The 16092-nt window shown below is 39.5% G+C and carries 15 protein-coding genes; 6 read left to right on the top strand and 9 right to left on the bottom strand.

Going from position 1 to position 16092, the window contains the following annotated elements; translation table 11 throughout:
- Positions 1-132 precede the first annotated feature (132 nt).
- The 4 genes from rph to AC5YDM_RS10865 all read right to left on the bottom strand — a co-directional run bounded on the left by rph (position 133) and on the right by AC5YDM_RS10865 (position 4194).
- Positions 133-849 carry a ribonuclease PH gene (gene rph, locus AC5YDM_RS10880; RefSeq protein WP_496152132.1) on the bottom strand — a complete coding sequence of 239 codons (717 nt, stop codon included), beginning with the start codon at positions 847-849 and terminating at the stop codon, positions 133-135.
- A 244-nt stretch (positions 850-1093) separates the two neighbouring features.
- Positions 1094-1474 (bottom strand): hypothetical protein, encoded by a 381-nt coding sequence (locus tag AC5YDM_RS10875; RefSeq protein WP_496152131.1) that lies wholly within the window; start codon positions 1472-1474, stop codon positions 1094-1096.
- 515 nt (positions 1475-1989) lie between these two features.
- On the bottom strand, positions 1990-3132 hold the full coding sequence (locus AC5YDM_RS10870; RefSeq protein ID WP_496152130.1) for a fatty acid desaturase family protein: 1143 nt from the start codon (positions 3130-3132) through the stop codon (positions 1990-1992).
- Between the two features lie 39 nt (positions 3133-3171).
- A complete protein-coding gene (locus tag AC5YDM_RS10865) occupies positions 3172-4194 on the bottom strand; it encodes a flavin reductase family protein (RefSeq protein WP_496152129.1) in 1023 nt (340 codons plus the stop codon).
- Between the two features lie 172 nt (positions 4195-4366).
- On the opposite strand from AC5YDM_RS10865, the gene AC5YDM_RS10860 reads away from it, so the two are divergent.
- The gene (locus AC5YDM_RS10860; protein ID WP_496152128.1) at positions 4367-4996 is read left to right on the top strand and encodes a TetR family transcriptional regulator; all 630 of its coding nucleotides are present in this window, start codon (positions 4367-4369) and stop codon (positions 4994-4996) included.
- Positions 4997-5138: 142 nt separating this feature from the next.
- On the opposite strand, the gene AC5YDM_RS10855 is transcribed toward AC5YDM_RS10860, so the two are convergent.
- A complete protein-coding gene (locus AC5YDM_RS10855; protein WP_496152127.1) occupies positions 5139-5756 on the bottom strand; it encodes a thiol:disulfide interchange protein DsbA/DsbL in 618 nt (205 codons plus the stop codon).
- Between the two features lie 186 nt (positions 5757-5942).
- Between AC5YDM_RS10855 and ubiG the strand changes: the two genes are divergently transcribed.
- The 4 genes from ubiG (at position 5943) to AC5YDM_RS10835 (ending at position 9228) form a co-directional block, all read left to right on the top strand.
- On the top strand, positions 5943-6668 hold the full coding sequence (ubiG, locus tag AC5YDM_RS10850; protein ID WP_496152126.1) for a bifunctional 2-polyprenyl-6-hydroxyphenol methylase/3-demethylubiquinol 3-O-methyltransferase UbiG: 726 nt from the start codon (positions 5943-5945) through the stop codon (positions 6666-6668).
- Positions 6668-7354, top strand: a complete 687-nt coding sequence (locus AC5YDM_RS10845) for an HAD family hydrolase (RefSeq protein ID WP_496152125.1) — start codon at positions 6668-6670, stop codon at positions 7352-7354. Before ubiG ends, AC5YDM_RS10845 begins: the two co-directional genes overlap by 1 nt.
- Before the next feature lie 90 nt (positions 7355-7444).
- Complete coding sequence (locus AC5YDM_RS10840) at positions 7445-8191, top strand: YciK family oxidoreductase (RefSeq protein ID WP_496152124.1); 747 nt, start codon at positions 7445-7447, stop codon at positions 8189-8191.
- Between the two features lie 125 nt (positions 8192-8316).
- Positions 8317-9228 carry a polysaccharide deacetylase family protein gene (locus tag AC5YDM_RS10835; RefSeq protein WP_496152123.1) on the top strand — a complete coding sequence of 304 codons (912 nt, stop codon included), beginning with the start codon at positions 8317-8319 and terminating at the stop codon, positions 9226-9228.
- Between the two features lie 92 nt (positions 9229-9320).
- On the opposite strand, the gene dnaJ is transcribed toward AC5YDM_RS10835, so the two are convergent.
- The 4 genes from dnaJ to AC5YDM_RS10815 all read right to left on the bottom strand — a co-directional run bounded on the left by dnaJ (position 9321) and on the right by AC5YDM_RS10815 (position 15295).
- On the bottom strand, positions 9321-10439 hold the full coding sequence (gene dnaJ, locus AC5YDM_RS10830; RefSeq protein ID WP_496152122.1) for a molecular chaperone DnaJ: 1119 nt from the start codon (positions 10437-10439) through the stop codon (positions 9321-9323).
- Positions 10440-10532: 93 nt separating this feature from the next.
- On the bottom strand, positions 10533-10910 hold the full coding sequence (locus AC5YDM_RS10825; RefSeq protein ID WP_496152121.1) for a hypothetical protein: 378 nt from the start codon (positions 10908-10910) through the stop codon (positions 10533-10535).
- 126 nt (positions 10911-11036) lie between these two features.
- On the bottom strand, positions 11037-14180 hold the full coding sequence (locus AC5YDM_RS10820) for an efflux RND transporter permease subunit (protein ID WP_496152213.1): 3144 nt from the start codon (positions 14178-14180) through the stop codon (positions 11037-11039).
- A gap of 11 nt (positions 14181-14191) precedes the next feature.
- Entirely contained in the window at positions 14192-15295 is a 1104-nt protein-coding gene (locus AC5YDM_RS10815) for an efflux RND transporter periplasmic adaptor subunit (protein ID WP_496152120.1), read from the bottom strand.
- Positions 15296-15449: 154 nt separating this feature from the next.
- Here AC5YDM_RS10815 and AC5YDM_RS10810 point away from each other — a divergent pair, with 154 nt between their 5' ends.
- Positions 15450-16070 carry a TetR/AcrR family transcriptional regulator gene (locus tag AC5YDM_RS10810; protein WP_496152119.1) on the top strand — a complete coding sequence of 207 codons (621 nt, stop codon included), beginning with the start codon at positions 15450-15452 and terminating at the stop codon, positions 16068-16070.
- Positions 16071-16092: the final 22 nt, after the last annotated feature.

Raw genomic sequence — 16092 nt, 5'->3', positions numbered from 1 at the left:
ATTATGCGATCTTAGAAATACACAGCATTCATGACATTGCCGTGATATTAAAATGTCAAATTAATGACATAAAAAAAGCGCACTTTTCAGTACGCTTTTTAATAGTTCTTAAACTATTATGAAGTCAAAGACTTACCAACCCAATGCTTCTTGTTGTTTCTTTACGAGTTCCGCAATACCTTTCTCAGCCATTTCCAACATTGCATTTGATTGTGCACGTGTAAATGGTTTTTCTTCAGCAGTACCTTGAATCTCAATGAACTCACCAGCTTGTGTCATCACAACGTTCAAATCAGTTTGGCAACTTGAATCTTCTTCATAGCAAAGATCAAGAAGTACTTCATCTTGATAAATACCTACTGAAATCGCAGCAACTAGACCTTTTAATGGATCTTGTTTGATTTTCTTTTTCTCAAGCAATACGTTCATTGCATCAATCAATGCTACTGCCGCACCTGTAATTGCTGCTGTACGTGTACCACCATCTGCTTGGATCACATCACAGTCAATCGTGATCGTGTTTTCACCCAATTTCTTCAAATCAACCATTGCACGTAGGCTACGTCCAATCAAACGTTGAATCTCTTGTGTACGACCACTTTGTTTACCACGTGCTGCTTCACGGTCACTACGGGTATGCGTTGAGCGTGGTAACATACCGTATTCTGCTGTTACCCAACCTTGTCCCTTACCTTTAAGGAAACGTGGCACTGAATTGTCGATACTTGCAGTACAAAGCACTTTGGTATGACCGAATTCAACCAATACAGAACCTTCTGCATAACGTGTGTAGTTACGGGTGATTTTTACTTCACGTAATTGGTCTAATGTACGTTGGTCAATACGCATGATTTGTCCTAAATTTTACTAAAAATTAATTGCGCAGATTATAGCAGATACAAGAGGAATGGTTTTGTTACTCGTTGGTGTTTCGGACTGACGTATCTTTATTCACAATACTTAATCATGTAGTACCTGTTAAAACATCCATTGTTTAAATTTTATAAGTGATATTTTATCTTAATCAAATATCAAAAACGCGCTTGATCGCAATACTTCACTAAATACCTATGATGTGAAATAGAAGTTATTCCTACTTTAGTTTATGTTGCATCTTCATTCTTACTAATTCTTCACGCCCGACAAATTTCTTAGGATTTAGATCCCAATGTTCCTCTAAGACTTGGATGATTTTTATTCTGTCTATTTCATTAAATTGTTTTAAATCTAAATGTTTCATTAAATGAAAATCTCGATATTCTGGCAATAAACAAAATCCTAAACTGCTTAGTTTCAACTTTTCATTAAAATCTAAACGGTTCTTGGCCATTGGACGTAATATATTGATACGTGAGGCGAAAGAAGCATACAGCCGAATATGTTCAACAAGTTCTTTATTCGCAATATGACGAATGCAAAATCCAAAACTGATGACATAGATTTGATTGGTCGTAATGATCAATTTAGCATTCATAAATATAATCGAAGCTATCAATATAAAAATGATAAAGAACCATCCATAAGTATTTTGATTTATAAGAAATTCAATAAGATCATTTAAGTTATAAACAGAGTTGAACTCCATATTGGAATTCATTGATAACGAAAAGATTGCCGTGATCAAAAATATAATTAAAATAAACGAAATCGGTTGATAGCGACATGTAAATAAAGGAGATTCATCTAAGGTATTCATTTGCATTTATGAATGATTAATAATTTGTTTTCTAACATATTTTTATAATTATTGAAAATGCTTACATTTCGACTGTGAAAAGAACTGAATCGTTTAGCTTCCCTGAAATTAACATGATACATGCCATCCGAAACGTGCTATAATTTTAATTGAAATTCAAATACTTATTTCAAAGTTTACAGCCCAAACATCACTGTTTGGGCTTTTTTTATAAGTGTCCATTTTCCACACAGAATATTTATGCAACTTTCATAAAAATTCATACGTTAAACTCAGAGATCATGCTTATCTTTTTAAACAAAGATCCCCTTCAACTTCTGCAAAGTTCCAGAAACTTTAGCTGTCATATCATTCGGCAAAGAACACTTCGCCAAACGTACCCATACACTTCCAAACTGTTTAAAGAAGTTTGCTTCGTTATAGTTCACACCATATTCTGCACAGAGTGCTCGAATTTTTGGTGCAGCTTCTGCATAACGGTTTGCTGGCATATCAGGGAATAAATGATGCTCAATTTGATGGCTCAAATTCCCACTTAAGATGTGTAACCAATCAGTCCCTGTAAAATTACTCGAACCACGGATTTGTCTCAAATACCATTCTGCACGTGTTTCATTTTCAGTATTGTCCGCTTCAAAGGTTTCAGCATCTTCGGTGAAGTGACCATTAAAAATCACTGCTGATGACCATAGACTTCGGATGATATTCGCTACAGCATTCCCTGCTAAAACAGGTAAAGCATTGGGTCCAGCAATCACAGGAAAAAATACATAGTCCTTTAAAATCTGACGGCGTGCTTTTTTACGAAATTTAGTCGCATCTGCCCACACCTGTTTCCACGTTTTGGTTTTATAAATCAATGCATCTTCCAAATGTAAATTTTGAACACCCACATACCATTCAAAAAACACCATGAGCTGAATTGCTAAAGGAATATTGAATAGAAAACGTGGTTCCCATTTTTGCGACTCACTGACACGTAATAGGCCATAACCGACATCATGATCTTTGCCGACGATATTGGTATAGGTGTGATGAATATAATTATGGGTATATTTCCAGTCATCCCCTGTCGCCATCGTATCCCAATCATAATTGGCACCATTGAGTGACGGATCATTGAGCCAATCGAACTGACCATGCATCACGTTATGACCGAGCTCCATATTTTCCACAATTTTGGAAATGCCCAAAAGCCCTGTACCAACCAACCACACAGGTGGAAGCCATCCACCAAACATCAATAAAGCACGTGAACTGATTTCGCTATAACGAACAAAGTTACGGATTTTATAAATGTATTTCGCGTCTTTTTCGCCAATATCTGACATTATATTTTGACGAATTTCTTCAACTCTACGTCCAAATGCTTCGATCTGCTCAGGACTTAAATGCTTGGTTTTACTATTTTCAGGAAATGTAACTGACATATTCATTGTTGTACTCACTTCACTTGAGCATTGGTTTAGCAATACTTATAAGTTAATAACGACTGGGCTAACAGCTTGGCTTATACACAGTTTGATTTGTGTATTCGACTGGTGATCTATCTCACCCGTTAGAATATTTTTGGTTGAACCACTCACTTTGGTACACGTACAGCTATTACAAATTCCCATACGACAACCATGCGCAGGTCTTAAGCCTGCGAGTTCAGCGTCATCAAGTAGATTAGTTTTTGATTCAAACTGCTGTTGTGCGCGTGCAAATATGATCGGTTGACTAGCTTGATGTTCATCTACTGGAAGCTGGAAAAACTCTTGCTTAAGTTGACTCTGCAAATCACGTTCAGCGAAGATTCGATTAATACTTTGCATCATGGCAATCGCACCACATGCATAGGTCATACTTTGACTAAGCTGTGGGACAAGTTGATCTAACAAATCTTGATCTAAATGTTGTTGTATCTGATTAGTATTCTTGTGATGATAATTAAAATGGGTATGCTGTTGATTCAATGCTTCCAGTTCCACGTGAAACGCATCATCTCGCGTGAAGTACAACAAAGTAACCGATGTTACCTGTGATGCTAATGCCTGCTTCAATAAAGCATATATCGCAGTGATCCCACTGCCTGAGGCAATCAGTACAACTGACTGAAAATGAGGCTCTAATATAAATTCGCCTTGAGGCTGAGAAATTTCAATCACCTCACCACGAGCACTTTGCGCAATTTTTTTTGAAACCAAGCCTTGTACACGTATTGCTAAAACTACATCACCATTTGCTAAAACATCGACAATCGAATAACTACGTTGTTGACGAACACCTGCAATCACAAGTGTACACAACACGCTTTGACCCGCTTTAAAGCTTTGACGTTTAAAATTCCGATTGGGTCTAAGCGTGATCTGTAAAAAATCATCACTTAACCATTGCTTCGCAACAATAGTCGCTTTAACACGTTTCCACGCCCAAACAGGGTTAATTTTTTCGACCACAAAATCAACAAAATCTTCACGAACCCATTCAGGTTGATACTGCATTTGGCTACTCATTCCGTTCCTCTTTGTATTTCAATTTAATTGAGTGAACATGTGTTTTCATAGTGAACACTCGTACACTATAGTTTATTTTAGAAATGAGTCAACACTTGTACACTGACATTCATCATTTAATTTTGTAATTTTTTTGGTAGACTCATCTCGACTAAAATCATTAGGTTCAACAATGTCTATACGCGATGAACGCAAACAACAAAGCCGTCAGGCTTTACTAGATGCTGCCTTAAGCTTAAGCACGTCTGGTCGTTCATTTAGTAGCATTAGCCTGCGTGAAGTTGCACGTGAAGTTGGACTGGTACCCACTGCTTTTTATCGTCATTTTCAAGATATGGATGAATTGGGGCAGGAACTGGTCGATCAGGTTGCCTTGTATTTAAAAAATGTCATGCATCAACTTGGTCAGGGACTTGCTCAAGCAGAAGCAAATCCTGAAATGAGCATTGAACTCTTCTTCGATGCGATTGATCAAAGCCCTACCCCGTGGATTTTTATGATCGCAGAACGTTGGGGTGGTTCAGAAATGGTACGTCGTGCTATTGCACGTGAAATTGATTTTTTAAATATTGATCTAGCTGAAGACTTACGCAAATTTGAAATTGTGCAAAATTTTGATCACGGTGATGATTTAAAAGTTTTAGCCAATATTCTGATTAACCTCTGTTTTACTTGGGCAATGTCATGGATTAGCCTCAGTCGTCAATATTCAGGTATGGAACTCGAATTACACAAATTGATGCTCAAAAAGCAGTCCATTACTCAAATCAAACTTATATTCAAAGGTATTTCAAACTGGTAAAACAGTGCCATGCATAGTTCAAACTAACTGTATAAAAATCTATAAAACATCCCTAAATCATGAAGTTGACCTAATTTTAAACACATAAAAAAACCCGCAGATCAGCGGGTTTTTTAATAAGATACGTTCGATGTACTTTTGATTATTTTGCAGCTTTACGCTCTTTATCAACCAAGTAATTCACGACTTCAATCACGCGACCATTGTCACCTTGCACAATGTATTTACCATTCACAGTCACAGCAGGTACACCTGACAACTGATATTGAGCAGCTAAGTTTTTAGCTTGTGCAATTTTAGAGGTTATCGGGAATGATTTATAAGTACTGTTAAATTTCGCTTCTGGAATACCATAACGCGTATAGAACTTCGCTAAAGAAGCTTGATCTAAAATTGGTTTTTGATTGACATGAATCTCATGGAATAATTGTAAATGTGCTTTTTGACGTACGCCTAATGCTTCAGACACGTAGTATGCGCGCGCGCCTTGTTCCCAAACTGGGTTCATCGCCGCTGGAGTTCGAACAAAACGAATATCTTTTGGTAATTTTTTTAACCAAGACTGCATGTGTGGTTCTAATGTGAAGCAATGACCACAGCCATACCAAAAGAATTCACGTACTTCGATTTTCCCTGGTTTTTCAACCTTGATTGGATTTGGTACGACTTGGTAATCTTTACCTGCCACAAAGTTCGCCATCGCAGAGCCTGAAAAAGCCATAACAGATGCAGCAACAGCACTTAAAAGGAATTTATTCATTCGGATTATCGTCCTAAAAATCATTATGATTAGCTTATACATCCACTATAAATCAATTATGAGAATTTCGTTTTCCTTCTGTGAACTTTTTTTGATGATTTATCGCTTTTTTTCAAACAAGCGCTACACTAAGCTCGCTATACTTAATCTTTTATTTATTCCAATAATTTACTGAGGACGTACCCAATGACGCAACTCAATGTCGATCCACAAGAAATTGCTAAATTTGAAGCACTGGCTGCAATATGGTGGGATCAGCACTCTGAGTTCCGTCCGCTTCATCAAATCAACCCTTTACGTTTAAATTGGATTGATGAGCATTCAGGTGGCTTATCAGGTAAAAAAGTACTGGATGTCGGCTGTGGTGGCGGTATTTTGGCTGAAAGCATGGCACGTCGTGGTGCAGATGTACTGGGTATTGATATGGGTGCGGCGCCTCTGAATGTTGCTCGCCTACATGCAGAACAAGAAAATGTGACCAATATTGAGTATCGTCAGATTCCTGTTGAGCAACTTGCTGACGAACAAGCAGGACAATACGACGTTGTAACCTGCATGGAAATGTTAGAACACGTTCCAGATCCAGCTTCGATTATTCAAGCGTGTCAAAAGTTAGTAAAACCAAATGGTCATGTGTTTTTCTCAACCATTAACCGTAATCCAAAATCTTATTTATTCGCGATTATCGGTGCTGAATATGTATTACGCATGTTGAAAAAAGGCACGCATGATTATCATAAATTCATTAAACCTTCTGAGTTAGCTCATGATATTCGTAGTGCGAACTTAAAACTAAAAGACATGACAGGTTTACACTACAACCCACTGACGAAAAACTATTGGTTAGCACCGAATGTTGATGTGAATTACATGGTGTATACCCAAAATGAAATCAAAAATGAGCAAGCGTAATGCAAGCTGTTCTTTTTGATCTAGACGGAACTTTGATTGATACGGCAGCAGATTTCATCCGTATCATTCAAGACATGTGTCGTGAAGAAAATCGTGACATTGTAGATGCTGCACTGATCCGAACTCAGGTGTCTGAAGGCGCGCGTGCAATGGTGAAATTGGTTTATCCGCACTTAGATGTCGAAGACCCGATTTTCCTTGCACATCGTCAGCGTTTTCTCGATATTTATGGTGCTGATATTGCTGTGGATACTGACCTATTTGAAGGCATGTATTCACTACTTGAAGCATTAGAAGCCAAACAAATTCCTTGGGGTATTGTCACCAATAAACCACGTTGGCTCAGTGAGGCTTTATTAGACGCCTTAAATCTCACTGAGCGTTGTGCTGTTTTAGTCTGCCCTGAAGATGTAAAACAGACCAAACCAGATCCAGAACCGATGTATTTGGCAGCCTCTCAAATCAACATTGATGCTAAAGAGTGTATCTATGTGGGTGACCACCCACGTGATATTGATGCAGGTCGTCATGCAGGGATGTATACCATTCTAGCTGCCTACGGATATTTACCTTTAGCGCACAAAGATGACTTAACAGCTTGGAAAGCAGACTGTATAGTAAAAGACGTTACTGAATTAAATCAGGTCATTCTAGAACTGGTGAATGCTCAAGAAAAGTCAGCATAATCGGTAGAAGCTGACTTTTTAAATAGCATGATTGAAATCAGTAATGCTAAAACAACTTACTTAATAATATAAAAATATAGGAGGTCGCCCATGAATTATTCAGAATATCAACCTCGTCCAGATTTGTTAAAAGACAAAATCATCCTGATCACAGGTGCTGGCGATGGTATTGGTCGTGCAGCTGCATTGAGTTATGCCCTGCACGGTGCAACAGTGGTACTGCATGGGCGAACCATCAACAAGCTTGAAGTCATTTATGATGAAATTGAAAGTTTAGGCGCACCACAACCGGCGATTTTACCCTTACAACTTTCAACGGCGACTTCGCATGATTATGAGTTGTTGTATGACACACTTGCCCAACAATTCGGACGTTTAGATGGTATTTTGCATAATGCTGGCATTCTAGGTGAACGTACTGAACTCGCACGCTATCCTGTTGAAGATTGGGATGATGTCATGGCGGTTAATCTGCGAGCACCATTCGTACTCACTCAAGAGCTATTACCTCTATTAGAAAAATCAAATAATGCTTCTGTGGTCTTTGCCAGTTCGGGCGTAGGACGTGAGGCACGTCCAACTTGGGGTGCTTACTCAGTTTCAAAAATTGCCATTGAAGCGGTTAGTCAAATTTTTGCAAAAGAAAATACTTTCCCTAATATTCGGTTTAACTGTATTAATCCGGGTGCAACTCGTACCGCTATGCGTGCTAAAGCCTATCCTGATGAAGATCCAAAAATTCTTCAAACGCCTGAACAGATTATGCCTGCTTATTTATATTTAATGGGTGAAGACAGTATTGGGCTTAATGGTCAAAGCATTGATGCACAGGCTTAATATGAAGTTATAAAAATTGCGAAATAAAAAAAGGATCTCTACGATCCTTTTTTATATGATCGGTAAACAAAAAAATCTAAATCATCAAATTAAGAACTTTCATTAAAAAAGCATAGAGACATACGATGTTAAAAAAAATCTTGCTGAGTTGTCTTATATTGGTTTCCAATTTTACATTTGCGAAAAGTTTAGCACTCAGTTTCGATGATGGTTTAGATCCCCATACTGATCCCCAAGCACGACATATTAACGATACTATTCTAAACACGCTTCAACGCAATATGGTACGTGCCATCATCTATCCAAGCCTGAGTAAAATTGGAGCTAATGATGGATTAGGTATGATCAAACAGTGGGGAGAACAAGGTCATCGCATTGGTAATCATGGAAATTTACATCTCAATTTGAATAAAGATGAAGTCAACTTGTCTACTTATCTAGCCGATATGCAACAAGGTCATCAAGCATTTTCCACACTAGAAGGCTTTGTGCCACGTTATCGCTTTCCATTTCTAAAAGAAGGCAACACATTAGAAAAAAGAGATGGCGTTAGACAATGGATCAAAGACCATCATTACCAATCAGGTGCTGTAAGCATCGATGCAAGTGACTGGTTTTACAATCAACTCTTTCTAAAATATCAGCAAGAGAATGACCAACAGAGCCTCGTTAAACTTAAACAAGCGTATATTTTCCATTTATTGGATCGAGCAAAATATTACGATGATTTAGCCCAACAAACATTAGGTCGTTCACCTAAGCATGTCTTATTACTTCATGTTCGCGCGATCAATGCTGCTTGGCTACAAGACATTATTGATGCATTTCATCATCAGGGTTGGATATTCATCGACAGCGATACTGCCTACCAAGATCCGATGTATAACATTGAACCCCAATTACTCCCAGCTGGTGAGAGTATTGTATGGACGATTGCAAAAATTTATGGCATTCCAAATTTACGTTATCCCGCTGAAGATGCACCGTATGAATACTCTAATTTGAAAAACTTTGGACTCAAACTTCCTATGCCTTAGCATCAATGAAATGATCCACAGCATAGAATTAGAATATTAAAATCTAGAAAATAAAAAACCCGACACATAGTCGGGTTTTTTTAAATACTGAATTAGTCGAAAAGACGGTCAAAGAACGATTTTTTCTTTGGAGAAGACTTACTGTCTTCACCATCCATCGATTCTTGAAGCTCTTTCAACAACTCACGTTGACGTGACGTTAAGTTCACTGGTGTCTCAACCACTACACGACAAAGTAAATCACCCACCATACTGGTACGTACAGGTTTTACACCTTTGCCACGTAGACGGAACATCTTACCTGTTTGAGTTCCTTCAGGCACTTTCAAGTTCACACGACCGTCAAGTGTTGGGATTTCAATTTCTTTACCCAAAGCTGCATCAGCAATGCTAATCGGCACATCCATATACAAGTCAGCGCCATCACGTTGGAAGATTTCGTGTTCACGCACAGTCACTTCAACATACAAGTCACCTGATTGACCATCACGAATCGCTTCACCTTTACCAGTCAAACGTACGCGATCACCATTGTCCACACCCGCTGGAATCGTGACTTCAAGTGTTTGCTGACGGTCTTTCACACCAGAACCATGGCATGTGCCACACGGGTTCTTAATGATTTTACCTTGTCCACGACAAGTGCTACAGGTTTGCTGTACAGAGAAGAAACCTTGTTGCATACGGACTTGACCTGCACCATGACAGGTTTTACATGTTTCAACATCGTTTGGATTTTTAGAGCCTTTACCATCACAGGTTTCACATGGCGCTGGCGCTGTGAAAGTAATGGTTTTTTTAATGCCTTTTACCGCTTCTTCAAGGGTAAGTTCCATCACATAGCGTAAGTCTGAGCCGCGTTTTTGACGTTGTTGACCTCCACGGCCTCCACCACCAAAAGCACCACCAAAAATATCACCAAACTGACTGAAAATGTCTTCTGCGCTGAATCCACCGCCGAAGCCACCACCACCGCCCATACCGCCTTCAAATGCATTATGCCCCATACGGTCATACATGCTGCGTTTTTCGCCATCAGAAAGTACTTCATAAGCTTCAGCAGCTTCTTTAAATTTTTCTTCAGCTTCGGCGTTGTCAGGGTTACGATCTGGATGATATTTCATCGCCAACTTACGGTAGGCTTTTTTAATTTCATCATCACTAGCGGTTTTAGAAACACCTAAAACCTCATAATAATCACGTTTAGCCATGTCTGGCGATGCTCCACAAAAATTTGAGATTACTTCACTGCGAAATATGTTGGGATCATACGTCGAGATTACAAGTCGATATTGAAATATTTTTTAGAAGGCTGCTTTTTTTTGCGTATATTTTACAAAGCCTTTTAGCCATGTATTTAACAAATAAAGCCAAGCAATAGCACTAAAAATCACACCAATGACAGTACAGGCTTTTACCCAAAGGACACTGTCCCAATAGATAAAACAAGCGGGAATAAACCAAAGTGCTGCAAACAAAGCCAACAGCATAAATAACACCACACTTCGCATCACCCAAAGTGCTTGAGCGTGTAACCATACTTCTGTCGCATCAGTATTAACAACTTTACGTGCTAAAAAATAAGCGATCGCAGCTGTCACTACAGTGAAGAGTGCAAGAAACATGAACACATAAGACAACGTCATATAACGACGATTTCTCTCTAAAAAGTCTTGCCCCATGGATACTTTTGACCTCAACCGATTGCAAATTCAGTTGTTATATATGCAATCGGTACCCTATGTTATTTTATGTAAAATTCACCAACTACTATATTAAATTTTTCATAGCAACGCACCTAGAATTCATCATTTATACGCATTTTTTGTATCTTTTTTCACTTTAAACCAAGCTGCATATAATGCCGGAAGGAAAAATAGTGTCAGTAATGTCGCAATGATCAATCCGCCCATAATCGCAACCGCCATTGGACCAAAGAAAATACTGCGTGATAATGGAATCATCGCCAATACAGCAGCAAGTGCCGTCAAAATAATCGGCCGTGAGCGTCGCACCGTCGCATCCAAAATCGCATCCCAAGGTTGATGCCCTGCTCGAATATCCTGTTCGATCTGATCAATCAAAATCAATGAGTTCCGCATAATCATACCTGATAGTGCAATCGTGCCGAGCATCGCTACAAAACCGAAGGGTTTATTGAATAACAACAGGAATAACACCACGCCGATCAGTCCCAAAGGTGCAGTCAAGAACACAATAAATGAACGTGAAATACTTTTCAGCTGAATCATCAACAAGGTAAACACCACGACCAAGAACAATGGCATACCTGCATTGACAGAACTTTGACCACGAGCAGACTCTTCTACTGTACCGCCAACTTCGACCAAGTAACCACTCGGCAAATCATCTCTGATTTTTTGGATACTTTCTTTGAGTTCACCAACGACTGTCGCAGGCTGTAAATTGGTACGAATATCTGCACGTACTGTAATGGTTGGTAAACGATTACGATGCCAAATGAGACCATCTTCAAATTTGTATTGGATATTGGCAATCTGAGCCAAAGGGACTGTACCACCCTTTGAGGTCGGCACAGCAAGACTCGATAAAGAACCGACATCTACCCGTTCAGCCTTGTCGCCTCGTAAACGAATATCAATCAACTCACGTTTTTCACGGTATTGATTAATCACCGCGCCTGTAATTGAACTATTTAAGAAATTGGCCAAATCTAAACTGGACACACCCAATTGACGTGCACGATCTTGATCAATTTCCAGTGAAATAATCTTACTCGGCTCCCCCCAATCTAGATGGACATTACTGGTATTTGAATTTTCACTGACAACTTTAGATACCAATTGCGCACGTTGACGCACTGTATTTAAATCTTCACCTGACACACGGAATTGAATTGGATAACCTACTGGTGGTCCATTTTCCAAAAGCGATACACGAGTTCGTACTTCTGGTAAAAGCTTACTAATTTCCTGACTTAAACTTTTTCGGATTTCATCACGATCATCCAGTGATGATGCAAGCACTACAAATTGTGCAAAACTCGCCTGAGGGAGTTGTTGATCAAGTGGCAAGTAAAAACGGGGCGAGCCTGTTCCTACATAGGCCACATAATTATCAATGCCTTTCTGAGTTGAGAGGAACTTTTCCACTTTTTTCACTGCATTTTCAGTCGCAGTGAGTGAAGCACCTTCTTCTAACTTGAGATCAACTAAGATTTCTGCTCGGTTCGACGGTGGAAAGAACTGCTGTGGAACCAATTTGAACATCAGGATCGACAGCACAAATATCCCAACTGTTGCTGCAATTACAGTCTTACGATAGGTAATACAAGTATTAACCCACGAACGAAATTTTTGATAAGCCTTGGTTTGATAGGGATCATGCTGATCACCATGTTGCTGAATCACAGATTGCGGTTCAGGTTGTTTGCGTAAACGAGCCCACAGACGCACATACCAAGGTGATTTGTGTAAAGTTTGGCTATTAAAATCTGGCAGTAATTTATCGCCTAAATAGGGCACAAAAAGCACTGCTGCAAACCATGACACCACTAAAGCAATGGTCACTACTTGGAATATAGAGCGGGTATATTCACCCGTACTGGACGCTGCCGTAGCAATCGGTAGAAAACCTGCTGCGGTAATCAATGTTCCTGTGAGCATGGGAAATGCGGTCGATTTCCATGCAAACCCTGCGGCTTGTAAACGGCTATAACCCTGCTCCATTTTAATCGCCATCATTTCGACGGCGATAATGGCATCATCCACCAACAGCCCAAGTGCTAGAATCAACGCACCCAATGAAATCTTGTGCAGTCCAACATCGAATAAATTCATCCCTGCAAAAGTCATGGCCAAAACCAATGGAATCGAAAATGCGACCACTAGACCTGTACGGAAGCCCAATGAAAAAAAGCTGACCAACAGTACGATAATCACTGCCTCAGCTAAAACTTTAATAAATTCGTGAATACTCCGTTGTACCGCTACAGGTTGATCAGAGACTTTTTCTAAAGTCATTCCTAATGGCAAAGATTTCTGTAGCTCTGTAAAACTGGTTTCTAGGCTTTTTCCTAATGCGATAATGTCACCGCCCTTACGCATAGACACCGCGATGCCAATACCATTTTCACCCATGAATCTCATACGGGGTTGCGCAGGCTCGCTAAATCCACGATAAACCTCAGCAACATCTCCCAATTGAATCGTTTTATCGCCTACCAATAACGGCATATTTTTGAGCTGATCAACGTCTTTAAGTTGGCCACTCACTCTGACTTGAATGCGATCTGAGTGAGTTTCAAAAAATCCCGCACTCGCAATACTATTTTGTTTTTGCAAAGCTTCTTGAATTGCAGTGACAGGAATGCCCATTTGAGCTGATTTGGTATTCGATATTTCAATCCAAATTTTTTGATCTTGTAATCCAACCAAATCAACTTTACCAACGTCTTTCACCCGCTGTAGTTGCAGTTGTAAACGATCCGCATATTCTTTTAAAACCGCATAATCGAAATCTTTACCCGTCAGAACATAAATATTTCCGAAAGTGTCGCCGAACTCATCATTAAAAAATGGTCCTTGTACACCACTTGGAAGCTGATGCTTAATGTCTCCAACTTTTTTACGGACTTGGTACCAAACATTCGGCAGTTCCGCAGATCGTAAAGAATCCTTAGCGATAAAAGTCACCATCGACTCGCCAGGACGTGAATAGGCGGCAACACGCTCATAGAGCCCTGTACTCATCAATTCTTTTTCAATACGATCTGTGACTTGTAGTGACACCTCTTCAGCGGTTGCACCTGGCCAATAGGTTTGCACCACCATTACTTTAAAGCTAAAAGGTGGGTCTTCACTTTGAGAAAGTTTCGAATAAGAATAAATACCGATGATGCCCATCAAAATCATAAAATAAAGGATCAGACCTTTATTATTGAGTGCCCACTCGGACAAGTTAAAATTTATTTTGGAACTCATTATTTTGCTCCTGATTGAATTTTCACTGCTCGATTTTGACGGTCAATCGGATGAATTTTTTGTTTCTCACGCAGTAGATGTACCCCTCCAACCACGACCCAATCCGTTGCTTTCAAACCCGTCAATACAGGAACGCTATCACGACCATAAGCCCCAATCGTGACGAGGACTTTACGAATCGAATGGTCTGGATTAACAACCCATGCATAGGCTTGGTTTTCATTGGCTGAGATACTCGATAAAGGCACACTCATCACATTTTGAATATTGCTCGAAAAGAAAACTCGTGCACTTTGTCCCAGTTGAATTGCAGACTGCCCTTCTTTTAATGCAACTTTGACACTAAAAGTTCGTGACTGATCCGCAGCAGGTGAAATTTCACGGACATAAGCTGCAAATCGGTCCTCAGGTTTAGACCACAGTGTGATCACTGCATTTTGACCGACTTTAATATCTGAAATAGCTTGTTCTGGTACACCAATCACCACTTCACGATCCCCATCAATCGCAACTTGGTACGCAGCTTGCCCAGCTGCAATCACTTGCCCCACTTCAATATTTCGCTCTGTAATCACCCCATTTCGATTCGCCACCAACTGGTTATATCCTGTTTGGTTACGACTAACAGATAAATTGGCTTGAGCTTGTTTTAAGGCTGACATTGCCGATTTGTATTGGTTTTCGACAGCATCATATTGAGAACGACTGACTGCATTAATCGGTAGCAATTGTTTAAAACGTTTGAATTCTTCTTCAGCGATCTTGGCAGCCGATTGTGCACTTTCAAGTTGAGCCTGCGCAGAATTCAATTCTAACTGCGCATCTTTGACATCCAGTTTGGCTAGAACTTGCCCCACTTTAACGCGATCCCCAACATCAGCCAGACGCTCAGTGATTTGCCCGCCCACTCGAAATGCCAATGCGGTTTGTTGACGTGCTTGCACATCACCTGCGTAGCTTTTAAGTTCATCATGGGTGGTCAAAGGCTGAGTCACCATCACAAACGGCACTTGTTCTACTGCGGGCTCTTTTTTACCACAGCCCGTCAACATCACTGCACATGCAATCAATAAACTGATTAAGGGGAATTTCATATCGCTCATGGGGGATCGCTCTTATGTAATTGTTTGGGCGTCATTTCAGATTTAGTTTTGTATATATTAATTTGTTTATTTTTTAATTAATATACCGTAAGGTACACTAATTAAAAAACAATCATCAAGTATATGACTTGATTTATTTTATTTTGGAAAGATTTTGCAAATGCAAGTTGGACGCCCGAAAGACCTAGCCAAACGCCAAATGATTTTAGAGGTAGCTAAATCCTTGTTTTTAAAACAAGGATTTCATGGCTCGACCATGAATCAAATTGCACAAGAAGCAGGTGTCACCAAACTGACCGTGTACAATCATTTTCAGGATAAAGCCAATTTATTTACCTGTGCAATTGAGCAAACCTGCGAAGAATCTATTCGTACCCGTCCAATTCATCTACAGCACGATTCGAATTTCAAAGACGTCTTAGCTCAAATTTGTCATTTGGCTTTAAATATTATTTATCTCCCTGAAGCCTTAAAACTTGAGCATTTATTATTGGAATTGGCTGCTGAACAAAATCCCTTGGCGGAACCTTTTTACAATGCTTCGCATAAACGCCTCTATACCGTTTGGGCTGATTTTTTCGAACAAGCGATCGCCTTAGGCTTTGTTGAAAATGTAGCTGTTGAAAAACAGGTTCATTTGTTGCTTTCTCTATTATTGGGTCATCGTCATCACGAGATATTATTGGGCGTACGAGATGTTCCAACTACAGAAGAATCGAATCAAATTATTGCAGATGCAATTGAATTATTTTTGATGAGATATCAAAAAAATTAATAATCACATGCCTATTTGATAA

The sequence above is a fragment of the Acinetobacter sp. CY81 genome, assembly GCF_059515925.1.
This window is presented reverse-complemented; position numbering and strand designations above follow the sequence as displayed.